This window comes from Mesorhizobium sp. M00.F.Ca.ET.216.01.1.1, from assembly GCF_004010325.2.
In the GTDB taxonomy this organism is placed as follows: Bacteria; Pseudomonadota; Alphaproteobacteria; order Rhizobiales; family Rhizobiaceae; genus Mesorhizobium.
Genome location: NZ_SADR02000012.1, coordinates 119,997 through 142,855, shown reverse-complemented (window position 1 = coordinate 142,855; position 22,859 = coordinate 119,997). Strand labels below are relative to the sequence as shown.

16 protein-coding genes and 2 pseudogenes are annotated in these 22,859 nt (G+C 63.5%); 5 read left to right on the top strand and 13 right to left on the bottom strand.

The window, feature by feature from the left end; translation table 11 throughout:
* Positions 1-21: 21 nt before the first annotated feature.
* From addA to EN859_RS17325, 11 genes are all read right to left on the bottom strand, one after another.
* Positions 22-3,537, bottom strand: a complete 3,516-nt coding sequence (gene addA / locus EN859_RS17380; RefSeq protein WP_127854116.1) for a double-strand break repair helicase AddA — start codon at positions 3,535-3,537, stop codon at positions 22-24.
* Positions 3,534-6,668 carry a double-strand break repair protein AddB gene (gene addB / locus EN859_RS17375; RefSeq protein ID WP_127854115.1) on the bottom strand — a complete coding sequence of 1,045 codons (3,135 nt, stop codon included), beginning with the start codon at positions 6,666-6,668 and terminating at the stop codon, positions 3,534-3,536. Before addB ends, addA begins: the two co-directional genes overlap by 4 nt.
* Entirely contained in the window at positions 6,665-7,393 is a 729-nt protein-coding gene (locus EN859_RS17370) for a nucleotidyltransferase family protein (RefSeq protein ID WP_127854114.1), read from the bottom strand. The genes addB and EN859_RS17370 overlap by 4 nt, the downstream gene beginning before the upstream one ends.
* Entirely contained in the window at positions 7,390-8,901 is a 1,512-nt protein-coding gene (gene tsaE, locus EN859_RS17365; protein ID WP_127854113.1) for a tRNA (adenosine(37)-N6)-threonylcarbamoyltransferase complex ATPase subunit type 1 TsaE, read from the bottom strand. Before tsaE ends, EN859_RS17370 begins: the two co-directional genes overlap by 4 nt.
* 8 nt (positions 8,902-8,909) lie before the next feature.
* Positions 8,910-11,474 carry a PAS domain-containing sensor histidine kinase gene (locus EN859_RS17360; RefSeq protein ID WP_127854112.1) on the bottom strand — a complete coding sequence of 855 codons (2,565 nt, stop codon included), beginning with the start codon at positions 11,472-11,474 and terminating at the stop codon, positions 8,910-8,912.
* 188 nt (positions 11,475-11,662) lie between these two features.
* Positions 11,663-13,063 (bottom strand): adenosylhomocysteinase, encoded by a 1,401-nt coding sequence (ahcY, locus tag EN859_RS17355; RefSeq protein ID WP_127854111.1) that lies wholly within the window; start codon positions 13,061-13,063, stop codon positions 11,663-11,665.
* 155 nt (positions 13,064-13,218) lie between these two features.
* Positions 13,219-13,515, bottom strand: coding sequence for an HPr family phosphocarrier protein (locus EN859_RS17350; RefSeq protein ID WP_127854110.1), 297 nt, complete (start codon positions 13,513-13,515; stop codon positions 13,219-13,221).
* Positions 13,512-13,913 (bottom strand): PTS sugar transporter subunit IIA, encoded by a 402-nt coding sequence (locus EN859_RS17345; protein WP_127854109.1) that lies wholly within the window; start codon positions 13,911-13,913, stop codon positions 13,512-13,514. The genes EN859_RS17350 and EN859_RS17345 overlap by 4 nt, the downstream gene beginning before the upstream one ends.
* A gap of 175 nt (positions 13,914-14,088) precedes the next feature.
* A complete protein-coding gene (locus EN859_RS17335) occupies positions 14,089-14,550 on the bottom strand; it encodes an HPr kinase/phosphorylase (protein ID WP_127854108.1) in 462 nt (153 codons plus the stop codon).
* A 6-nt stretch (positions 14,551-14,556) separates the two neighbouring features.
* The gene (locus EN859_RS17330; protein ID WP_127854107.1) at positions 14,557-16,341 is read right to left on the bottom strand and encodes a sensor histidine kinase; all 1,785 of its coding nucleotides are present in this window, start codon (positions 16,339-16,341) and stop codon (positions 14,557-14,559) included.
* Positions 16,342-16,363: 22 nt separating this feature from the next.
* Positions 16,364-17,065, bottom strand: a complete 702-nt coding sequence (locus EN859_RS17325; RefSeq protein WP_006201274.1) for a response regulator transcription factor — start codon at positions 17,063-17,065, stop codon at positions 16,364-16,366.
* A 344-nt stretch (positions 17,066-17,409) separates the two neighbouring features.
* On the opposite strand from EN859_RS17325, the gene EN859_RS17320 reads away from it, so the two are divergent.
* The 4 genes and pseudogenes from EN859_RS17320 to EN859_RS17305 all read left to right on the top strand — a co-directional run bounded on the left by EN859_RS17320 (position 17,410) and on the right by EN859_RS17305 (position 20,715).
* Complete coding sequence (locus tag EN859_RS17320; protein ID WP_127854106.1) at positions 17,410-19,020, top strand: phosphoenolpyruvate carboxykinase; 1,611 nt, start codon at positions 17,410-17,412, stop codon at positions 19,018-19,020.
* Positions 19,021-19,102: 82 nt separating this feature from the next.
* A complete protein-coding gene (gene arfB / locus EN859_RS17315) occupies positions 19,103-19,540 on the top strand; it encodes an alternative ribosome rescue aminoacyl-tRNA hydrolase ArfB (RefSeq protein WP_127854105.1) in 438 nt (145 codons plus the stop codon).
* A gap of 34 nt (positions 19,541-19,574) precedes the next feature.
* Positions 19,575-19,974 (top strand): annotated as a pseudogene (locus tag EN859_RS17310) (LysM peptidoglycan-binding domain-containing protein).
* A 123-nt stretch (positions 19,975-20,097) separates the two neighbouring features.
* Complete coding sequence (locus EN859_RS17305) at positions 20,098-20,715, top strand: alpha-ketoglutarate-dependent dioxygenase AlkB (RefSeq protein ID WP_127854104.1); 618 nt, start codon at positions 20,098-20,100, stop codon at positions 20,713-20,715.
* On the opposite strand, the gene EN859_RS17300 is transcribed toward EN859_RS17305, so the two are convergent.
* Together EN859_RS17300 and EN859_RS17295 are read right to left on the bottom strand one after the other, a co-directional pair.
* Complete coding sequence (locus EN859_RS17300) at positions 20,678-21,865, bottom strand: hypothetical protein (RefSeq protein WP_127854103.1); 1,188 nt, start codon at positions 21,863-21,865, stop codon at positions 20,678-20,680. The genes EN859_RS17305 and EN859_RS17300 overlap by 38 nt on opposite strands.
* A gap of 9 nt (positions 21,866-21,874) precedes the next feature.
* Positions 21,875-22,240 (bottom strand): hypothetical protein, encoded by a 366-nt coding sequence (locus EN859_RS17295; protein WP_127854102.1) that lies wholly within the window; start codon positions 22,238-22,240, stop codon positions 21,875-21,877.
* Between the two features lie 442 nt (positions 22,241-22,682).
* Here EN859_RS17295 and EN859_RS17290 point away from each other — a divergent pair.
* Positions 22,683-22,814 (top strand): annotated as a pseudogene (locus EN859_RS17290) (alpha-ketoglutarate-dependent dioxygenase AlkB); the annotation flags it as partial.
* Positions 22,815-22,859 lie beyond the last annotated feature (45 nt).

Sequence of the window (22,859 nt, the reverse complement as noted above, 5' to 3'; positions counted from 1 at the left end):
CTTCTTCAAGCAGGTGTTGTGTCACGCTCCCGTGAGTCGGGCAAGGGCGTCGTCCATGGCCTTGGCCGGCAGTTCGATCAGCCGCGGCGCCTCCGTGAACAGCAGCGCCGCCGAGACCCCACGCCCGGGATAAAGCGGCTTCAGCAGCGCGCGATAAAGTGCGAGCTGCAGGACATAGGACGGCGGAACCTCCGCCAGCGTCGTCGGCGCCGGCCGGTTGGTCTTGTAGTCGACGATCGACACCTTGCCGGGCGTTACCGCCAGCCGGTCGATCTTGCCTGAGATGGAGCGCATCTTGCCCTTCACCTCGAGGCTGCCCATGATCGCGACCTCGGCGCGCGACGACGGCGCAAACAGCGGCGCGAAGCGGCCGTCGGCCAGGATTGCCGACACCGAGGCCAACGCCTCGTCGCGTTCGGCCTCAGGCCACTCGGCGCCGGCGCGCGCCAGATAGCGTTGCGCAGCGTCCCGGCGCTCGCATTCCTCAATGCCGGGCAGCATCTGCAGCAATTTGTGCAGCACCAGCCCGCGCACCACGGCAAAGCCGGGCTCCGTCTCGACATCCAGTACCGGTGAACGTGTGTCGATCACCGCTTGCCTGGCCTCGTCGATCAGCGCCGAGGCGCCGGACGGCGACAGCGGCCGCGGCAGGTCTTCATAAGGCGGCAACGTCTGGAACAGGGTTATCGGCAGCGGCGCGAACTGTTGCATCTGCAGCGTCTCCTCCACGGCCGCAGGCGCCATCGGCGGCAATCCCGTCACGTGGAAGCGATGTACCGCCTCGCCGGTGACAGGGTGGCGGCGCTCCACGCTTTCGGGGGTGCCGACCAGGGCGCGGCTGACAATCGAATGCCAGGTGCCGGTACTGGGCGCCCGCTTGCCGTGGTAGCCGCAGACGATCAGCCGATCCTCGGCCCGCGTCATGCCGACATAGAGCAGCCGGCGGTATTCGTCGTCGGCCAGTTCGCGCGCCCTGGCTGCTGCCGCCTTCGAAAAGCCGTTGGCGACGTCGCTGGCCGCGCGCCAGAGATAACCCTTGCCGTCCCAGCAGTCGCCCGAACTTTCGAACGGCATCAGTCTTGGCAGATGCTGGTCGCTGAACGGCGCCGAACCGCCGTCGACCAGGAACACGACGGGCGCCTCCAGGCCCTTGGCGGCGTGCACCGTCATGACGCGGACCTCGTCGCGGGTCTGGTCCATCTCGCGCTTGATCTCGGGGCCGGTATTTTCCAGCGTCGACAGGAAGGCTTCCAGCCCCGGCAGGCCGGTCCGTTCCTCGGCCAGGCAGAAGTTCAGGAACTCGTCGATGATGTCGCCGGCTTCCGGTCCAAGCCGCGCGATCATCTTCTTGCGCAAGCCGTCGCGCGCCAGCGCACCGGCATAGAACTCGAACACCGGCTTGAACGCCGCCTCGCTGGTCCAGTTGTCGAGCCGGGCGACGATATCGGCCAGTACACCATTGTCGGCGGCGTGCTGTCTGAGCGACGCGATCAGCGAAAGGCCGGACGGCCTTTCCGCGGCGATCGCGAAAAGCGTCTCTTCCGAAACGTCGAAGATCGGGCTGCGCAGCACGGCGGCAAGCGACAGATCGTCCTCGGGCTGGATGAGGAAGTGGCCGAGCGCAATCAGGTCCTTCACGGCGATATGGCCGGGCAGGCTGAGCCGGTCGGCGCCGGCGATCGGAATCTGCCTGTTCTTCAGGCTGCGCGACAGGGCATGGACGAACCGGTCGCGCTTGCGCACCAGCACCAGAATGTCGCCGGCCGTCACCGGCCGGCCCTTTCCCTCGATAATCTCGCCGGCCTTGATCCAGTTCTGGATTGTGGCGGCCACGTGCTCGGCAACACGCACCGCCGGGGCGCTGGCGTGGTTGACCGGCAACGTCCAGTCGTCCGGCTCGTCGACGACATCGGCGCCGAGCGACGGCCAGACCTCGACATAGCCAGGTGCATCGGTACGGATCGCCTTGTGGCTCAGCGGATCGGGATCATGGCTGATGCCGCGTCGCACGCCAGGGTCGGCGAAGACGCGGTCGACAGCGATCAGAACGTCATCGGTCGAGCGGAACGACCAGGTCAGCTTGAGGTCGGCGAACGAGGCCTCGGCGTCGCGCACGCGTCCGGCAAACAGCAGCCTGCTTTCGGCGAAGGAATCCGGGGCGGCGCCCTGGAAGGAATAGATCGACTGCTTTTCGTCGCCGACGGCAAAGACAGTGCGGATCGTGTCGCGCTGGCCGTGCCCGGCAAAGAACTCCTCCGCCAGCCGCTTCACCACTTCCCATTGGTCGGGACTGGTGTCCTGCGCCTCGTCGAGCAGGATATGGTCGATGCCCTGGTCGAGCTTGTATTGCACCCAGGGACCGGCGTCGGGCCGCGCCAGCAGGCTTACCGTGCGGGTGATCAGGTCGTTGAAGTCGAGGAAGCCGCGACGGCGCTTCAACTGCTCGTAGCGGGCGATCAGCCAGCCGGCGATGGTCAGCGCCGCGCCTGTGCCTTCCAGCATCCTGAACAGCGCCAGACGGTCGGAGGTTTCGAGGATGGCGTCGGCCGCCGCCAGATAGCGCTCCGGCAGATCGGACAGCCGATCGAGCAGCGCCTTCTTGAAGGCCTTTGGCGGATCATAGGAGGCGCCATCCGCTCTCAGGAAGGCCTTGGCAAGCAGTTGCAGCCGGCGGATCGGATCGTCCTCGGCAAAGGCCAGGTGGCCGTAGGGCAAGATGTTGTTAAGCACTGTGCGGGCATCGGTGGCCTCTGCGGCACGGGCAAAAGTAACGAAATAATCCGGCAGGAAACCCGGCAGCGGCCAGACGGACGCCGCCAGGCCTTCGGCTGTCTGTCCGGCGCTGAACCGGAACTCTTCGAACAGCGCCTGAAAGCCCTGCCCATGACGACCGACTGCGTCGATGAAGGCGCGCAAACCGTCGCGCTTGCGCACGATTTCGTTGAGCAGGGCGTCGAGCCCGGCCTCGCCGCCACGCTCCAGCACAGTAGCGAAGGCCTCGGCCAGTTCCGCATCACCGGCGGTAGCGCCACAAATCATGTCGCGGCGGGCGGCGGCGAAAAGCGACGCCTCCATTTGCGGATCGAGCATTTCGAAATGCGCCGGAATGTTGGCTTCCAGCGGGAACTGGTGCAGCACCGATTCACAGAAGGCGTGGATGGTCTGGATCTTCAGCCCGCCTGGCGTTTCCAGTGCCTCGGCGAACAGCCGCCGCGCGCGGCGCATGGTTTCGCGGTCGGGCCGGCGGTCATCCAGCGCTTCTATCCGTGTCGCCAATTCCGCGTCGCCGAGTGATGTCCATTCCGACAATGTTGAAAACACCCGGTTCGACATGTTGGCGGCGGCGGCACGCGTATAGGTCAGACACAGGATCTTCGACGGATCGGTGCCGCGCAGCAGCAGCCGGATGACGCGCTGCGCCAGCACATGGGTCTTGCCCGATCCGGCGTTGGCCGATACCCAGGCCGAATTCCGTGGGTCGGAGGCGCGCGCCTGGCTGGTCGCGGTGTCGGTCGGGACGGGATAGGCCTTCTTCATGCCTCCCCTCCCTCGTCGTCGGCATCGCCACCGGCGGACCATTCGAGCACGCGGGCAAGATGGTCGTAATCGCCGTCGGTCTCGCCCTCGCGAAACGGCAGCGCCCGTGAAAGGTACCCGGTCATTGGATCGGCATAGTGAAGCAGCAGCTTTTCCAGCCGCGCCCAGGCCTCCTCGGCGAGATCGGCGGCGGTCCTTGGCTTGCGGTTGTATTCGAGGATCGACTCCTCGAACACGTCGCCATTCGGCTTCAGCCTGATGAAGGCCAATTGCGATGGCTCGCGCGCGCCGAGCCCCTTGAAGGCGCCGCGCCTGAGCAGCGCGCCTTCAAGCGCCAGTTGCGGCGACAGCAGCGTGTGCGCCTGCGCTTTGGATGGCGACGAACCGGTCTTGTAGTCGAGGATGTCGGCCATGCCGCCGGCCAGGAGATCGACGCGGTCGGCATAGCCGGACAGCGTCACTCCGGACCGGCCGACAACTGTCTTTTCGGCGCGCTCCTCGGCATGCCGCCGGGTCACTGCGGCGGCGCGGCCGTGCTCCCACTCGATGATATTGGCGGCGAGCTTTTCGAAGCGCGGCCACCACACCACCTCGACATCGGGCGGAAGAGCCGCGTCGGCAAAGCAGGTGCGGCCGGCGGCGATGAGGCCCTCCAGCGCCTCCGGCGCACGTGGATCGGCCACGCTGCGCGAGAAGAGATGCAGGATGGCGTGAAACAGCGTGCCGCGCTCGGCGGCGCCGGGATCGCGGATCACCGGATCGAGCGGCATCAGGCCGAGTATCCTCCTGGCATAGACAGCGTAAGGGTCGCGACGCAGCGTCTCGATCTCGGTGACCGAGAAATGCTGCGGCCGCACGATCAGCGGCGGCTTCGGCTGCGGCCTCGGCGCGAAATCCTGCTTCTCGCCGGCATCGAGCGCGCGTGCCCAGGCCAGCAACTCGTCGCCGCGCCGGCGAAGCACAGCCGTGTGCTCCTTGCCGATGAAGGTGAGGATGCGCTGCAGCCAGCGCGACGGCACCGCCGGCGCATCGCCGGAACGGGCGGAGCGGGTCAGCACCACCTTTTTTGCACCCATCGCCATCTGGAAATCATGGGCGGCAAGGCCGATGCGCCGCTCGGGCGGTTCGAGATCGATGCCGGTCTTCATCAGCCGCGACATGAAGCGATCGCCTTCCGGCTTGCGCGGCCATACGCCTTCGTTGAGCCCGCCGATGACGAGCGTGTCGACGCTCTGCAATCGTGCTTCCAGTGCGCCCCAGATGGCGATGTTGCGGTCGGTGCCTTGCGCCGGCTTGACGGTTTCGGGCGCCATCAGTGCGTCCATCACGTCAGGCCATTCGTCCGCCGAAAAGGAGAACGACGCCGAGGCGGCGACCAGCCCGCGCAGCAGCTCAGTGAGCTTCTCGCCGGCGTCGCCGGCATAGATCTCGCTCAGGCCTCCATCCGCCGCACGGCCGAGATTTTCCAGCGCGTCGACGCTGACCCGGGTCAGTGCCGCCAGATCAGCATTCGTCTCGTCGCGAAAGGCAGTGAGCGGCGCCAGCGCCGCGGCAAGGCGGGTGAGAAGGTCGCGTGCTTCCTCGATACCCCGCACGATCAGGCGCGGGAACCAGAAGGGCGGGCGGCTGTCGCCGCCGAGCCCACCGAGACGGGCCTCGAAAAGCGCCGGCAGCGATGTGACGTCCGGCCGTCCAGTACCGCCGCGCAATGCCACCAGTTCAACGATCTCCGCCGCATGGCGAGCGCTCGTCCGTTTCAGGCCGAGGCCAAGCAGCGGGTGCTTGAGCAGTGACAACAGGGCAACCGGGTCGCCGGGCCGGAACACCACCTGAAGCGCCAGTCTCAGCAGGCTGGCCGCAGGCGTGTTGGCGAGCGGCGTGCCACCGGAATCGTCGGCGACGACGCCGAATCGCAACAACTCGGCCGAAACGCGCCGCGCCAGAGCGCGGTCGCCGGTGACCAGCGCTGCCCGCTGGCCGGGCTGTTCGACGGCGCGTTTGAGCGCCACGGCGATTGCCACCGCCTCGTCGCGTTCGTTGGCAGCTTCGACAAGCGTCACGTCGGCGAAGGCTTCGGTGATGTCTCCGGCTTCGAAGCGGTCGCGCGTTTCGGCCCACAGCTCGGTTGTCTCGGCCGGCCGCAGCGCCTCGCCGACAAGTGCTGCGCGCAGCGCAAGCGGCCTTGCCGCGGCAACGATCTCCTCGACATCGCCTCGCAGCACGCCGATCTTGCCGATCAGCTTTGCCAGGCCGTATTGCGGATGACCTAGCATGGCCGGGCGCGCGCCGGATGCGGCAATCGCTGCGAAGGACGGGTCGTCCAGCTTGCGGTCGAGACCGGGCAGCACGACGGCCCCCTTGGGCAGGCTTGCGATCACGGCCAGCAACTCGGCCGTGGCCGGGATCGATCCCGTGGAGCCGGCGGCGATCACCGGACCGGCGGGCGGATTGCGCTCCAGCCGCGCCGCCTCGATCCTGGTTAGCGCGCTGCGGTGTGCGGCTGGGTTGGAACGGTTGCGCTCCTCGAGCAGTTTCGGCCAATTTTCGGTGACGATGCCGAGGAAATCGAGCGTCACCTGCCACCAGCCGGCAAGGTTTCCGCTCACCAGGTCGGCGAGCTTGGTCCAATCCGTGCCTTCAGTCTCGATCTCGTCCATCAGTCGGGCAAGGTCGCGCGCCAGCCAGATGGCGTCGGCGGCGGAGACCGGCACGACGATCTCCTCATTGAAGCGGGCGACGACTGCCACCGGCAGGCGGCTCTTCCAAAGCCGGATCAGCGGCGCCAGCAGCAGCAGGCGTTCGGTTGCGTCGATCGGTGGCGCCAGATCGATGGCGGCCGAGGCTTCGGCTTCGAAGGCGGCCCCGTCCTCATCGAATTCGCCGAGCGGGCGGATGACCGGCAGGATCGCCGAGCGACTACCTCCCAGGCTGGCCAGGCTGTCGACGAAGGCGCCACGCAGCGCCCGTGCGGCGCGGCGCGTCGGCACATAGATGGTGACATCGGCCAGCGCCAGCGGGTCGCCATCGAAACGGAAGCCGGGGACGAGCCGCCCCGCAAGCAGCGCCTCCGCCAGCGTCGGCAGAAACGGCGCTCCGGGCGGGATCGAGAAAACGCGGCGCGAGCCGCTCATGGTGTTTCAGTTAGCACACCAGCGGCCGCCGCTTCCGCAAGCGGAATGGCATCGGGCGTGCCGACCGTGATCCAGCGGCCATGCATCTTCATGCCGAACAGGCGGCCGGCGGCGATGGCCGTATCAAAATAGGCATTGAGCGAATGCGGTCCCGTCGGTGCGTCCTTGAAGACGCGCGGATGGATGATGGCAGCACCGGCATAGATCAGGCCTTCAGGGTCGCCTTTCGAACGTCGCAAGGCGCCGTCAAGGCCGACCAAGAAATCCGTACCGCCGCTGTGTCCGGTCGCTGACTGCAAATCCGCGAGCATCAGCAGAATATCCATTGTCGACGCGTCCCATGCAAGGGCGAGGCGGTCGAGGCTGGACGCACCATTGTCGATCCAGAAAGTGTCGGCGTTGATGACGTAGAAAGGCTCTTTCCCCAGCTCCGGCAATGCCTTGACGATGCCGCCTGCGGATTCGAGCAGGATCTCGCTTTCGTCGGAAATGACCACCTGCGGCGCGCGGCGTGCGACGACATGGGCGACGATCTGTTCGGGAAAATAGTGGACGTTGACGACGGCCTTTTTGACGTTGGCGCGGGCCAGGCTGTCCAGGCTCCAGTCGAGCAATGTCTTGCCGGCGATCTTGACCAGCGGCTTCGGCATCGTGTCGGTGATCGGCCGCATGCGCTTTCCCAGCCCGGCGGCGAGCACCATTGCGGTGTTGGGGTTTGCTGTCACGGCGAACGTTCTTCCATCAGGTCATGGGCGACATAGAAGTCGTGTAGCCCCTTCAAGGCCGGGTGCGCCAGCGCCCGGCGAAGATAGTCGCGAATGCGCGGCAGGTGCTTCAGGTAGTAAGGCTTGCCGTCGCGCTTTTCGAGCCGGACGAAAATGCCGAGGATCTTCGAATTGCGCTGCGCCGCCATGATCGCGTAGGTCTCGACGAATGCGTCTTCGTCGAAAGCGCCGGCGGCGTGGCGCGCGGCGATATAGGCGTTGAGCGTCTGAGACTCGATCTCGGATGATATGGTGACGCGGGCATCCATGGCGAGCGAGGCAACATCATAGGCGGACGGGCCGATCAGCGCATCCTGGAAATCGACGACGCCGAGGCGGTCGTGGCCGGAACGCTCGCCACGCCAGATGATGTTGGGCGAATGAAAGTCGCGCAGCATCAGCGTGTATTCGCGACCGTCCAGCCGGTCGAGAACCGCGTTCCATTCCCTGTTGTAGCCGGCCCGCAAGGCTTTACTTGCCGGGCTGCCGGTGAGCATCGGCACATACCAGTCGACCAGCAGATCGGCTTCGATCATCATGGCGTCGCGGTCGAAGGGCGGCACGTCGTGAAAGACGCCGGGCGCGGCCTCTATGCGCTGGGGCCACGCCTTGCCATGCATCATGGCAAGCAATTCGGCCGCCGCCGCGTAGCGCTCGGCCACCGGCTGATCCTGATCGCCAAGAAATCCCTCCGACCCCAGATGTTCCAGAAGCAAGAACCCTTGGTCGAGATCCTCTGCATGAATCTCCGGGACGCTGACACCAGCCGCTCGCAAGGCCCGGTCGATAGCCACGAAAGCCGAAACCGATTGCGCGCTGTGGGCGATCTCGGCATAGGGCCTGCCGTCGCGGACCGGCGGGCCGAGCACCAGCCGCGGCGAATTCATCAGCACGCGCGGCGGAAAACCGGCGAGCGAGACGATTTCGTAGGAGCGGGCCGAGGCGTCGCCGACAAAATGCCGCCGCTGCGCTTTGCCCCAGCCGGCGCGGTGGAGGAAATCGCGCATCGCCAGCGACCGTGCCGCGCGCTCGAATCCAGCACCTTGTCCCGACAATCTTGCGAGACGGCTGTCACCGTCATGGACGAGTTCGATCAGAACCGACGTTTCTGGCAAATATGCCTCGGCTCGTTCCGGCCATTCGACCAAGGCCGCCCCTTGCACAAGGGCGTCGTCGAAACCCAGCTCGTCGATTTCGCCTGGCGAGGACAACCGGTAGAGATCGAAATGATGGACCGGCACGCGCGTATTGTAGCTCTGGACCAGCGTGAAGGTCGGGCTCGGCACGTCGAGGGTTTCATCGTCGGCCAAGGCCCTGATCAGCGCCCGCGCCAGGGTCGACTTGCCGGCGCCGAGATCGCCCTTGAGGGCAAGCACATCGCCGGGCCGCAGCGCCATCGCCAGGTCTTCGCCGAGGCTTGCGGTCGCAGCCTCGTCGGCGAGAAAACGCTGAAACACCACGCCTGCCATGGAGCGCGCTACTCGGCCGCCGCGCGAACACCCGACGGTGCATCGGGAAATGTGCAGATGACGGTGGTGCCGCGATCCTTACCGGTCTCGATGCGGACGCTGCCGCCATGCAGCTCGACGAAGCTCTTGACGATCGACAGGCCGAGGCCGGCGCCGCGCCGGCGCCCGCCATTGGTCCTCGGCTCGAAGCGGCGGAACACCGAATCGAGCAGGTCCGGCGGCATGCCGGGGCCGTCGTCATGGACGGAAAACTCCACGCCTTCCGCAAGCCGGCGGCAGGCAAGCGTGACGGTACTCGCCTCCGGCGCATAATTCGCGGCGTTGCTGAGCAGATTGTAAAGGATCTGGCGGACGCGGATCTCGTCGCCGTGGAAGCTTTTTGGCGCCGCCGCGGCATCGATCCTGAGCTTGATCGAATGCTCGTCCAGCCGGTCGGCAACCAGTTCGGCGGCGGCGGTAATGGTCCTGTCGATGCTCACTTCGGAGATGTCGAGCTGCATGATGCCGGCATCCACCGTCGCCAGGTCGAGTATGTCGTTGACGATGGTGAGCAGTACCGAGGAGGACGAGCCGACATGCTCGACATATTCGCGCTGCTTCGGGCTCAACGGCCCGGTTGCCGGCAGCGACAGCAGCTCGGTGAAGCCGATGATGTTGGTCAGCGGCGAGCGCAGCTCGTAGGAGACGTGCTGCACGAACTCGTTCTTGAGCTGGTCGGATTTCTGCAGCGCTTCGTTCTTGTCCTTCAGCGCCCGCTCGACGTTGACGCTGTCTGTGACATCGACGAAGGTCATCATCACTTGCCCGTTCGGCAGGTGGATGACGGCATAGCGCAGCACGGTGCCGTTATTGAGCTCTGTCTGGCCATGGCGGTCACGCCGCTCGTCGTCGAAGCCGGTGATTGCGGCGACGAACCCGCCCCACGGACTGTCCGCGGCACGCTGGTCGCACAGATCGCGGATCGCCGAAACATGGACATTGGGCTTGACGACACCCGTGTCCAGTCCCCACAGGGCGACAAAGGCGGGATTGGACAAACGAAGCCGTCCATCCGGGCCGAACACCGCCACGCCTTCGGCAAGATTGTCGAGCGTCTCGCCCTGCACCCGCACTGCCGTCTGGTAGCGGCTTTCCAGGTCCATTTTCTCGGTCAGGTTCTCGAACACCCAGGTCACGCCGCCCTTGGGCTGCGGGCTGGCCACCACCCGGATGGTCTTGCCGTCCGGCAGATGCCACCAATGCTCCTGCGATTCGACGGCGCGATAGGCACTGAGCAGGCTCTCCTTCCAGCGGCGCCATTCGGGCTGCTCGGCGATCTTGCCTTCGCTGCGCAGCCGGTCGAGCAACAGGGCGTTGTCCGGGCCGCTGTGCAGGAAGCCGCTGTCGAGGCTCCACAGTTTCTGGAACGCCTGGTTGAAGAACCGCAGCTTCTCGTCGGTATCGAAAATCGCCACTGCCGTGTTGAGCTGGTCGAGCGTGTCGGCATGGCTTCTCACCGTCCGCTCATATTCGCCGCGGATGTTTTCGATGGCGCTGGTGTCGCAGGCGAGGCCGGCGGAGCCGTCCGCGCCGGCGAAGTCGGTGACAGTGAACACGCGGCGGTCGCCCTCGATCACCGTGGACAGTGTCTGTTCGAAGACCGGATGCGATTTGTGCTGCTCGACGATCGCATCGCGCGCCTGGCCGCCCAAGAATTCCTTCGCCTCGCGAACGGCAACTTCGGCATTTTCCGCTTCGACCGCCTCGGCATAGGCGCGGTTGACCCATTTCAGCCGCCCGTCGGCCCCGCGCAGCCATGTCGGCATCTGCAGCGCGTCTAGAAGGCCGAGCATGGTGTCGTAGTCGGCGGCAAGCCGCTGGTTTTCGATTTTCAGCCTGGCCTGGCTTCGCATAGTTTCCGAAAGCGAGACGAAACGCACGATGACATGCGCGGCACTCTTGCGCCCGTGCACCTCAAGTGGCGCCCCGGCCTGCGTTTCGATGACGAGATCGAAGGGCCTCGCCTTTTCGCGCAGGCCTGCCACGGCATGCTCGAGCGCAGCCGCCGAGCGCGGCATCAGCCAGCGGCCGAAGGCAAGAAAGGCGGCTCGGTCTTCCGGGGCGCCGCTCTCCAGCGGCAATGTTCCGATGAGCTCGGGCTTCTTGTTCTCCGCGGCCCATACGACCACGCGCTGGTCGCGCAAATTGAGCAGTGCCTCCGAGCGCTGAAGTGCTGCGTTGACGTCTGCGATGCGAGCCCTGAGCTCGACATTCTGGGCCGAGGTGCGCGCTCTTTCGCGGATCAGGACAATCGCCGAGACCAGCGCCGCGCCCATGACGCCGACGAACATGGCAAGCTGCATGACCTCGACGGTGCTGACTGACAGTCCGGCTTTTTGCGCAATACTTGTCTCGGCATGCGCCGCGAAGCCAAGCATGGGAGCGGCAAGCGCCGACCCGGCAAGCAGTGTCCTGACGCGGGCCGCAACGCGCCATGAAAAGCTGCCGCCCTTGACGGCGGAGCCGATGGTCATCGAATCGGTACGGCCGCCGGAAACGGCCTGTCCCGCGCGAGACGGGTTTTCCCCCGGCATGTCTTGGTCCTTTTCGCCGCCTGAATGCAAGACCGCCCTGATGCGTGCGTCGGGCCTCGTCCCCCGAGCCACGAATCAGCACCATAGCGCTTGCGGGAATCGGCGTGAAGAATCAATCAGCGCAAAAATAAAGCCGGGCGAAAAGTCAATCGCCCGGCTTCAATATCTAGTGGTAATTTTCGCGTTGGTTAATAGCGGTAGTGTTCCGGCTTGAACGGCCCTTGCGGGGTAACACCGATATAGGCGGCCTGTTCGCCGGACAGTTCGGTCAGGCGGGCGCCGAGCTTGCCGAGATGCAGGCGCGCGACCTTTTCGTCGAGGTGTTTCGGCAGGACATAGACCTGGTTCTGGTACTGGCCGTGCTTGGAGAACAGCTCGATTTGTGCCAGCACCTGGTTGGTGAACGAAGCCGACATGACGAAGCTCGGATGGCCTGTGGCGTTGCCGAGATTGAGCAGGCGGCCCTCCGACAAGAGGATCATCCGCTTGCCGTCCGGGAAGGTGATCATGTCGACTTGCGGCTTGACATTGGTCCATTTCAGATTGCGCAGCGCCGCCACCTGGATCTCGTTGTCGAAGTGGCCGATGTTGCCGACGATCACCATGTCCTTCATAGCCCGCATGTGGTCGATGGTGACGACATCCTTGTTGCCGGTGGTGGTGATGACGATGTCGGCGGTCGGGGCGGCATCTTCGAGCGTGACGACCTCGAAGCCGTCCATCGCCGCCTGCAGGGCGCAGATCGGATCGACTTCGGTAACCTTGACGCGGGCGCCGGCGCCCTTCAGCGAGGCCGACGAACCCTTGCCGACGTCGCCATAGCCGCACACGACCGCGACCTTGCCGGCCATCATCGTGTCGGTGCCGCGGCGAATGCCGTCGACCAGCGATTCCTTGCAGCCATATTTGTTGTCGAATTTCGACTTGGTCACCGAATCGTTGACGTTGATGGCCGGGAACGGCAACAGCCCCTTCTTCTGCAACTGGTAGAGCCGGTTGACGCCGGTCGTCGTCTCTTCGGTGACGCCGCGGATTGCCGCCTTCTGCTTGGCGAAGAAGCCGGGCGACGCCTTCATCCGCTTCTTGATCTGGGCAAACAGGATCTCTTCCTCTTCGCTGCCCGGATTGGACAACACGTCCTCGCCGGCTTCGGCGCGGGCGCCGGTCAGGATGTACATGGTGGCATCGCCGCCGTCGTCGAGGATCATGTTGGAGGTGCCGCCATCGGCCCACTGGAAGATCCTGTCGGTGTAGTCCCAATAGTCCTCAAGCGTCTCGCCCTTGATGGCAAACACAGGAACGCCGGCTTCGGCAATCGCGGCAGCCGCGTGGTCTTGGGTCGAAAAGATGTTGCAGGAGGCCCAGCGGATATCGGCGCCAAGCACCTTCAGCGTTTCGATCAATACTGCCGTCTGGATGGTCATGTGCAGCGAACCGGTGATGCGCGCGCCCTTGAGCGGCTTCTTGTCGCCGAATTCCTCGCGGCAAGCCATCAGCCCCGGCATTTCGGTTTCGGCGATCTCGATCTCCTTGCGGCCCCAGCCGGCAAGCGAAATGTCGGCGACCACATAATCCTTGCTACCCGTCATGGCAGTGCTCCGATGCGAATTGGTTTTTGCGGAACGCGCCCACGCCGGAAGGCGCATCGAAGGGCGCGGGTTGCCAGCTTGACTAGCAGATCGCCGGTCGAACGACAATGGGATATAAAGAAATCTTTATTCGTGTATGTCTTTGAGGGGCGAGGTCAGCATTCCTCGCCGAAGCGAGAAGCGACCAGTTGCTCCAGCGCATCGATGACATTTGCGGCTTCCGGCCCGCTGGCGGTGACGCGGATCGAATAGCCCGGGCTCGCCGCCAACATCATCAGGCCCATGATCGAGGTGCCGCCGACCGTGACGCCGTCCTTCTCGACATGGACAGTGGCGTTGAAGCCGCTGGCGACCTGGACGAACTTCGCCGAGGCGCGCGCATGCAGGCCGCGCTGGTTGACGATCGGAAACTCCCGAACGATCCGATCCTTCTCCGGCGACAGCGCGTTCATTTGCTGCTCAGGAGCTGGCTGGCGACATTGATGTATTTACGGCCGGCGGCTTGCGCTTCGTCGAGTGCAGCCGCCATGTTGTCGCCCTTGCGAATGCTGGACAGCTTGATCAGCATCGGCAGGTTCATGCCGGCAATGACCTCGATACGGCCGGATTCCATCACCGAGATGGCGAGGTTCGAGGGCGTGCCGCCGAACATGTCGGTCAAGACGATGACGCCCGACCCGGTCTCGACATGCGCCACCGCATCGACGATGTCGCGGCGGCGCTGCTCCATATCGTCGTCGGCGCCGATCGCCACGGTCTCGAAATTGTCTTGTGGCCCGACGACATGTTCCACGGCATGTCGGAATTCGGCGGCCAGTTGACCGTGCGTCACAAGCACGAGTCCGATCATTCGTTGGTGGCTCCCGTCATCGCCGCTTTACAGGCGCATTTCATGCTCGCCGGCCAGTCCGGGCGGCGGGAGCGCTATCTTGTCGACGCGAGGCGCGTTGACAAGCCCAAAATTGCGCAAGCTTGGGCCATTTTGACGCATTGCAGCAAAAAATCGAACCAGAGCCTGCGATGCCTTATACGAAAGGCGCAATCGACAGCCGCGACATCACCGCTGGCAAGGCCGCCGGAATGTTACGCTCGGCAAGATCGATCCGCGGCACCGGGCAGCTCGCGACCGGCTCGATGAAATCCTCCTGAAAGCGTGCCATTTGCTCATGCGGCACCAGCCTTATATGGAGATCGATAACGCAGCCAGGCTCGAACGATAGCGGTCGCGGACCAAATCCCGGCACTTCGGCGAGGCCAGCGATCGGGGAAGGCACGTGGCAGACCAGCCGCCCGGCACGATTGGCGGCAAGCAGCCTGTCGTCCCCGATCAGCCGCGAGAACAACCCGCGCACGCGGCAATGATCGATGAGTGCGAACGCCAGCGTCGTCTTGCCAGAACCGGACGGTCCGCTAATGAGAATGCCGCGATCGCCGATCAGAATCGCGGTTCCGTGAATGTTCTCAGCCTTCGTGGTCGGATCAGGCATTCGCGATCATGCTTCTGCCGGCAGCGTCACGACGAAGCGCGCACCCTTGATTTCACCGGGCTTGGTGCCCGGGATGTTCTCGGCGGTCAGCGTGCCGCCATGTGCTTCGGCGATCTGCCGGCTGATCGACAGGCCAAGTCCCGAATTCTGGCCGAACGCCTCGCCGGCCGGGCGGTCGGTGTAGAAGCGTTCAAAAATGCGATCGATGTTGTCGGCCCGGATGCCCGGCCCATTGTCGTCGATGGTGATGATGTTGAACTTGCCGGCGCGTGCCAGCGATATGGCGATGTGACCATGCTCTTCGGGGACGAAGGAGCGGGCATTCTCGATCAGGTTGGTGATGACCTGACCGATCCTTAGATCATGGCCGGCGACGAAGTAGCCTTTGATACCTGGCGGCAACTTGGCGACTTTCAGTTCGATCTCGACCGCCTTCTTGTTGCGCGTGGTCTCGCGCGAGACGGCGACGAGATCGGTGATGAACTTCTTCAGGTCGACCGTTCCGGCATCTTCACGCGCCAGTTCGGCGTCGAGGCGGGATGCGTCCGAAATATCGGTTATGAGACGGTCCAGCCGCCTGACATCGTGCTGGATGATTTCCATCAGCCGGCCGCGCGATGTGTCGTTCTTGGCCAGTGGCAGCGTTTCCACCGCGCTGCGCAGCGAGGTGAGCGGGTTCTTCAATTCATGCGAGACGTCAGCCGCAAAACTTTCGATCGCCTCGATACGGGCGTAGAGCGCATTGGTCATGTCGCGTACGGCGATCGACAGATTGCCGATCTCGTCCTGCCGATCGGAGAAATCCGGGATTTCCTCGCGGTTCTTGACGCCGCGCCGCACCCGCACCGCAGCGGCCGACAGCCTGCGCAGCGGGTTGGCGATGGTCGAGGCCAGCAGCATCGACAGGATTGCGGTGACAAGGGCGGCGATGCCGAAGACGCGCAAGATCGCCTTGCGTTCGGCAGCGACGATCTTGTCGATGTCGCCGCCTTCGGTCGACAGCATCAGCACCCCGAGAACGGCGCGGAAGCGCTGGATCGGCACGGCCACCGAAACAATCTGCTCACCCTGTTCGCTGATCCGCACGATGGTCGACGGGCTGCCGGTAAGCGCCTTGACCACTTCCGGGAATGCAGCACCGTTGCCGCCCGGCTGTTCATGGTAGACTGGCAGCTGGGTGTTGCGGAAGAAATCGAAGACGAATTTCTGGATGCGCTCCAGAAGGTCGGGTTCTTCCTCCTTGACCGGCGGCAGGTCGTAGCGAAGGATCTGGCCGCGCGAATAGAGATGGCGCGAATCAAGCAACAGGTTGGCGTCACGGTCGTAGATGCGGGCCCGCGTGCGCGTCGGCGAGATCAATCGCCTGAGCACCGGCGCCACGCGTTCCGGGTTGATCGGGAAATCCAGGTTGTCGAGCTGGTCGGTGCCGGGGCCGAGGCTCTCGCCGGCCTGCAGTTCAAGCAGTTTTTCCGGATCGATGCTGATCGAATCGGTCTCGACCGTCGCCGACGCCGCAATCGCGCCGGCGATGATCTCGCCTTGGGTCATCAGGCTTTCGACACGGGCATCGATAAGCCCGTCGCGGAAGGTGTTCAGGTAGAGAATGCCGGTGACCAGGACGGCCAGGCCGGCAAGGTTGAGGAAAAGGATACGCCGCGTCAGGCTGGAAAAGATGTGATGGCCGAGGAAGCGGCGCATGGGCACTGTGATTTTCGACAGGAATGCGGGCAGAATCCGCGGCGGCCGCCTGACAGCGCCCGCCCGTCTGCTTCGCTCTACGTCCACTGCCATCGAATAGCAGCTCCCGCTGAATTCATGCTTCGCGGAACCGGTATCCGACTCCGTAAAGGGTTTCGATCATCTCGAAGTCGTCATCGACGGCCTTGAACTTCTTGCGCAGCCGCTTGATGTGACTGTCGATGGTGCGGTCGTCGACATAGACCTGCTCATCATAGGCCGAATCCATCAGCGCATCACGGCTTTTTACCACACCGGGCCGCTGCGCCAGCGAGTGCAGGATCAGGAACTCGGTGACAGTAAGCGTCACCGGCTCGCCTTTCCAGGTGCAAGTGTGTCGCTCCTGGTCCATGACAAGTTGGCCGCGCTCCAGCGAACGCGCCTGCTGGCTGGGCGCCTTGGCGGCCGCCTCGCGGGCGCTGGTGCGGCGCAGCACTGCGCGAACCCGCTCGACAAGGAGACGCTGCGAAAAGGGTTTGCGGATGAAGTCGTCGGCGCCCATCTTGAGGCCGAAAAGCTCATCGATCTCGTCGTCCTTCGATGTCAGGAAGATCACCGGCAGGTCGGATTTCTGCCGCATCCGGCGCAGCAGCTCCATGCCGTCCATGCGCGGCATCTTGATGTCGAGGATGGCGAGATTTGGCGGGCGTGCCGCCAGGCCTTCCAGCGCCGATGCGCCATCCGTGTAGGTTTCGACACGATACCCCTCGGATTCGAGGGCGATCGAGACCGAAGTCAGGATGTTGCGATCGTCATCGACAAGCGCGATTGTTGCCATTTCAAGCGGCTCCCTCATGAGCTGTCCCTTCTTTCGTCGAGAAGGGGCTTTTGCAGGACAAATTAGGTACAAAATGTGGCATAGGCTCCGTCCGCTGTCACCAGCGGCATGCCGGCGGCCACAATCGCACCTCGACACGGATTGGACGATCAAGGATTGCCAATCCCTTGGGCAACCTTTGGCTTTTTTGCACATATAAACGATTTAAACAACTTTCAAAATATTTAAATCGATTAATGATTTGATATCATTCGGTTTTTCTGGTTCTGACCCTTTTCAGCCCCATGCAGCGGGGTTCCAGGAACTCGCCGGTCAAGACGCGGCAAATCAGAGAGGAACACTCCATGTCGGAAGCCGGCAAACGCAATCCCGCATGCGCGATCGATCGGATCGGCCTGAAGACCACGGGCATGGTGCGCTATAATTTCGGTGCGGCTCAACTCTACGAGCAAGCGATCGGCCGTGGCGAGGCCCGGCTCACCGCGCATGGCGCGCTGGTCGCCGAGACCGGCCAGCACACTGGCCGCTCGCCCAAGGACAAATTCGTCGTGCGCGACGAAACCACCGCACCGCATGTCTGGTGGGACAACAACAAGGCGATCTCGCCGGCCCAATTCGACATCTTGCTTGCCGATTTTCGCGCTCATGCGGCCAACATGGACCTCTATGTACAGGATCTGGTCGGCGGCGCCGACGAGGAATTGAAGCTGCGCACCAGGGTCGTCACCGAACTGGCCTGGCACTCCTTGTTCATCCGCAATCTGCTCATTCGTCCGCAAGCAGCCGAACTCGAGCACTTCGTGCCTGACATGACAATCATCGACCTGCCGTCGTTCCGCGCCGATCCCGCCCGTCACGGCACCCGCACCGAAACGGTGATCGCCGTCGATCTCTCGCGCATGATCGTGCTGATCGGCGGCACTTCTTATGCCGGCGAAATGAAGAAGTCGGTGTTCACCGCGCTCAACTATCTGTTGCCGGCGAAGGGCGTGATGCCGATGCATTGCTCGGCCAATGAAGGCGCCGACGGAGACGCGGCCATCTTCTTTGGCCTGTCGGGGACTGGCAAGACGACGCTGTCGGCCGACCCGTCGCGCACATTGGTCGGCGACGACGAGCACGGCTGGGGTCCGCAGGGTGTCTTCAATTTCGAAGGTGGCTGCTATGCCAAGACGATAAAGCTTTCGGCGGAAGCCGAGCCGGAAATCTTCGCCACCACCCAGCGCTTCGGCACCGTGCTGGAGAACGTGGTGCTCGGCGCGGACGCCGTACCGGATTTCGACGACGGCAGGCTTACCGAAAACACGCGCTGCGCCTATCCGCTTCACTTCATTCCCAATGCCAGCAAAACGGGACGCGCCGGCCACCCCAGGAACATCATCATGCTGACCGCCGACGCATTCGGCGTGATACCGCCGATCGCACGGCTAACCCCGGCGCAGGCGATGTATCATTTCCTCTCCGGCTATACGGCGAAGGTGGCAGGAACCGAAAAGGGCGTCACCGAACCCGAAGCGACGTTTTCGACCTGTTTCGGCGCGCCGTTCATGCCGCGCCATCCCTCGGAATACGGCAGCCTGCTGCGCGAGCTGATTGCCCTGCACGACGTCGATTGCTGGCTGGTCAATACCGGCTGGACCGGCGGTGCCTATGGCACCGGCCGCCGCATGCCGATCAAGGCGACGCGAGCGCTGCTTGCCGCGGCGCTCGACGGCTCGCTGAAGGCGGCCGACTTCCGCACTGACGCCAATTTTGGTTTCGACGTGCCGGTGGCGGTTGCCGGCGTCGACCACGCTATCCTCGATCCGAGATCGACCTGGGCCGACACGGCCGCCTATGACCGGCAGGCAGCAAGGCTGGTCGGAATGTTCGCGGTCAATTTCGAAAAATTCGAACCCCATGTCGACGCTGCCGTCCTCGGCGCCGCACCCCGCATGCAGGAAGCAGCGGAGTAGTCGGCGCCAAGACGTCCTGCACCTTAAGGCCCGGTTTTGTTCGGGCCTTTTCTTTTTTCATCCGCCGCGTCATGACTGCGCCATGAGTGCAGACGACAAGATCATCATTGCCGACGATGCCGTGATCCATCCGGGCGACCTGCACGAGGATTTCATCCGTTCGTCCGGTCCGGGCGGCCAGAACGTCAACAAGGTGGCGACGGCAGTGCAGCTTCGCTTCGATGCCGCCAATGCGCCGGGCCTGACTGAGCGCGTTCGCGATCGGACGCTCAAGCTCGCCGGCCAGCGCGCCACCAAGGACGGCGTCGTCGTCATCGAGGCCGGGCGCTTCCGCACGCAGGAGCAGAACCGGGCGGATGCACGGGCACGGCTGACGGCGCTGGTCGCCAAGGCGGCCGAGCCGCCACCGCCGCCGCGCAAGAAAACGAGGCCGTCGAAAGGAGCGGTCGAGCGCCGTCTCAAGACGAAGGCCGGGCGCTCCACGGTGAAAAAGCTGCGCGGCCGGGTAGAGAACGATTAAGCACCGCAGCAATGCGCCGTCGAAGCGACTTCCAATTCAGGGTTGCAAGTGGCAAGTTTCAGCACCGCCACGGCAAGGAGACCACAGATGGGCGCCGCCGACCGCCGACACCCTTAAGCAGGAGCTCGATTCGCACAAGCTCGGCACCGATAATGTAGAAGTCGGCGTCAAGGGCGACACGGCCGTGCTGAAGGGCGTGGTCAAGGACCAGTCGATCTTCAAAAAGGCGGTCATCGCCGGCGGCAACACGCTCGGCGTCTCCGACCTTCTACACCGTCCAGAAGGGTGACAACCTCTGGAAGATCGCCGAAAAGAGCTACGGCAAGGGCAAGGGTGCCAAGAACACAATCATCTTCGAGGCCAACAAGCCGATGCTGACCCACCCGGACAAGATCTACCCGGGACAGGTTCTGCGCATACCGGAGCTCGACTAGGCCCGAGCGGGAGCACTCACAACTGAACAGGAACGGCGGCTTTCGGGTCGCCGTTTTTGCTTGTTGGTGGCATTCTTTGCCAAACGAACCGAATGAAGCGACCAACATGAAGGGGCCAATCTGATGCTCGTTCTGCCCACAGGCGTCCGCCATATGCCTGGTTATCTGTCGCGCGCCATGCAGGAAGCGCTGGTCGAGGATGTGAGGAGCGTCGTGCAGGAGGCACCGCTGTTCGTGCCGGCGATGCCGGGCACCGGCAAGGAGATGAGCGTGCGCATGACCAATTGCGGCCCACTCGGCTGGGTCACCGACAAGGAGCGCGGCTACCGCTATCAGCCGACGCACCCGTTGACCGGGAAGCCTTGGCCGCCGATCCCGGAGGCGTTGATGCAATTGTGGCAAGAGGTGTCCGCCTATCCGCACCCGCCGGAGGCCTGCCTCGTCAATTTCTATTCACAAGACGCCAGGATGGGCCTGCACCAGGACCGCGACGAGGCCGATTTCTCCGCCCCCGTCGTCTCCGTGTCGCTGGGCGACGATTGCCTGTTCCGGGTCGGCCAGACTACGCGCGAAGGCGGCACCAAATCGTTCAGGCTGAAAAGCGGCGATGTCGTCGTACTCGGCGGCGAGGGCCGCCTCTGCTTCCACGGCGTCGACCGCATCTACCCGTCGACCTCGGCGCTGCTGAAGAATGGCGGCCGCATCAATCTGACGCTGCGGCGGGTGACGTTGCCGACATGACGAGCTCGTCTGCGTGCGATTTGGGACGGACGTAGTCATCGCGGAGATAGATGCGCAGGCCGTCGTTCTCGGCAAGCACGCGGTAGTGAGCCAGGATGGAGTCGAAACCAAAGTGCTCGACCAACTGGCGTGTCCGAGGGTTGTCATGTTTCTGAAAGAGGATGACGTCAGGCCACAGACGCTCAAATTCTTCACGCTTGCCTTCAGCGTATCGCACCATGATCGTCTTGTAGTGCGTCGCTGCCGCGGCATCACCCGAAAGCTCCGCCCGCTTGGACAAAGTCAATGAAAACGCTCCAAGCCAATCGCTGACATGTGTGGAAACGAACCGCCCGTCGATCATGCGATTCAGTGGGTGTCCGGAGGACATGGATGAACTAATCAACGCGACCGTTGGCCGGTCGGTCGCGGCACGAATGGCCATGACCAACGCGGGGTCGATTCTGTGGACGATCGAGTACGGCAAGAAAGCGGGTACGACCCCCACCAATACCAAAGCCCGCGGAGAAAACCCAATCCGGGAGAGCAACCCTGCCGATTGCCGCTCGGCTCTCGGCAAGGCCAGCAAGCAAAGAATGGCTGCTACGGCGTAAAAAATCATGGGATAGCCGTGATAGCCCCAACCTTTGGCTTGGTAGAACAGGGGGAACAGGCCGGCAATCGCTGCGGCCAGTGCTACAGCAGCCAGTTCTGGAAAACGGTTGCTTGGCCACAACCACCAGACCAGGACCGGGAGAAAACAGCAAATAATTCCGTACTGCACGACAATCGGCAGAAAGATGCGGATTTGGGCGTAAACGTCCATCAATTGTGGATAGACATCACGCAGGAACTCCGGATGGATCAGGGTAACTGCTTCCAGGTAGGCGATGCAAACGCCGCCAATCACCCAATGCTCCAGGGCGAAGACCGGTCTTAAGTTGCGTCCACGCACCGCTACGAGCAGCGCCGGCGCCAGAACCATGACAGCATAATAAGGCTTGATCAGCACGAGCACGCTTCCAGACAAGCCGGCAAGCGCGGCAATCCAAAATCCCGGTTGTGCCCTTGCCTCTTTCTGCGCTCGCCACGCATGCAGCGCCAGCAGCGGCATGAACAGCGCAACGCCGATGTGCTCGCGCTCGCTGAAGATGTTGCCAGGAAAGATCACCAGCATCGCCTAGAAGGCGGGACCAAGTGCAAGCAGGGATGCCGTCTCGGGGAAGCCCGCGCGCCTGACGATCACCCCCGAGAATGAAAGTCCGACCAATGCGGCAAGATAAGTCCAGGCCCGAACCAGAATTTCCGGGGCAATTCCCAGCATCCTGCCCATAGCCACCGGCGGCATATAGAGCCATACGCTGAACGGAGGATTGGTCTCGTAGATCTGCGAATAAAGCCGCTCGCCCGAGAGCATCCGCTCGCAGACTGTGATCAGCCAACTCGTATCCGGGATCGTTCCCCAAAGTAACTGAAAGATGATCGATAAGACTGTTATCGCAATCATGGCAACAAAATTGCAGTTGCCAAGCAGCGACGCTGCCAAGGTCCGGCCGTGCTGCCGGGTCCACACGCCAACATCATTAACGAGGGTCACAGTGTTCCTTTTCGGAGAAGAAGCTCTCCCCGAGTAGCGCCACAGAAAGTTTTAACCTTGTCAGGCTTACCACAGCTCACGTGGACGAGGTCGTGACTGGCGTCGATTGCTGCAAAAAACCGCAACCGCCGATGTCCAGGATGATTGTCACAGTCCACGCGATCGTCCTTGCCGCCGAGAATTCGTGCCGAACTGTATGTCGCGAACGTAAATGTTCATTAAATGGCAATTTGCTCGGAACCCTCTCGCAAAGAGTTCGAGCCTTGGATAGAACGACTATGTCTCGGCTGCCAAGAGATGCTTCGGGATCAATGCGTTGGCAACCCAGAAACTATTTCGAAATGGCGCGAACAGGTGCGCTTTGTCGGCAGATAAAAGATGATCGGGAGTTCGGCTGAAAAGCGGCGATGTCGTTGTGCTCGGCGAGGGCCGCCTCTACTTCCGCGCCGTCGACCGTATCGACCCGGCGCTGCCGAAGAATGGCGGCCGCATCAATCTGTTGCTGCGGAGGGTGAACCGATGAGGCTCAGCGCATGACCCCGAACTGATTTTCGGAAAGGATCAAGCG

Coding starts and splice junctions, on each gene's coding strand:
- tsaE (WP_127854113.1), bottom strand. CDS start 8,901: ATGGCAGGCGTGGTGTTTCAGCGTTTTCTCGCCGACGAGGCTGCGACC.
- EN859_RS17330 (WP_127854107.1), bottom strand. CDS start 16,341: ATGGCAGTGGACGTAGAGCGAAGCAGACGGGCGGGCGCTGTCAGGCGG.
- EN859_RS17360 (WP_127854112.1), bottom strand. CDS start 11,474: ATGCCGGGGGAAAACCCGTCTCGCGCGGGACAGGCCGTTTCCGGCGGC.
- EN859_RS17320 (WP_127854106.1), top strand. CDS start 17,410: ATGTCGGAAGCCGGCAAACGCAATCCCGCATGCGCGATCGATCGGATC.
- arfB (WP_127854105.1), top strand. CDS start 19,103: ATGAGTGCAGACGACAAGATCATCATTGCCGACGATGCCGTGATCCAT.
- EN859_RS17350 (WP_127854110.1), bottom strand. CDS start 13,515: ATGAACGCGCTGTCGCCGGAGAAGGATCGGATCGTTCGGGAGTTTCCG.
- ahcY (WP_127854111.1), bottom strand. CDS start 13,063: ATGACGGGTAGCAAGGATTATGTGGTCGCCGACATTTCGCTTGCCGGC.
- EN859_RS17335 (WP_127854108.1), bottom strand. CDS start 14,550: ATGCCTGATCCGACCACGAAGGCTGAGAACATTCACGGAACCGCGATT.
- EN859_RS17325 (WP_006201274.1), bottom strand. CDS start 17,065: ATGGCAACAATCGCGCTTGTCGATGACGATCGCAACATCCTGACTTCG.
- addA (WP_127854116.1), bottom strand. CDS start 3,537: ATGAAGAAGGCCTATCCCGTCCCGACCGACACCGCGACCAGCCAGGCG.
- EN859_RS17345 (WP_127854109.1), bottom strand. CDS start 13,913: ATGATCGGACTCGTGCTTGTGACGCACGGTCAACTGGCCGCCGAATTC.
- EN859_RS17305 (WP_127854104.1), top strand. CDS start 20,098: ATGCTCGTTCTGCCCACAGGCGTCCGCCATATGCCTGGTTATCTGTCG.
- addB (WP_127854115.1), bottom strand. CDS start 6,668: ATGAGCGGCTCGCGCCGCGTTTTCTCGATCCCGCCCGGAGCGCCGTTT.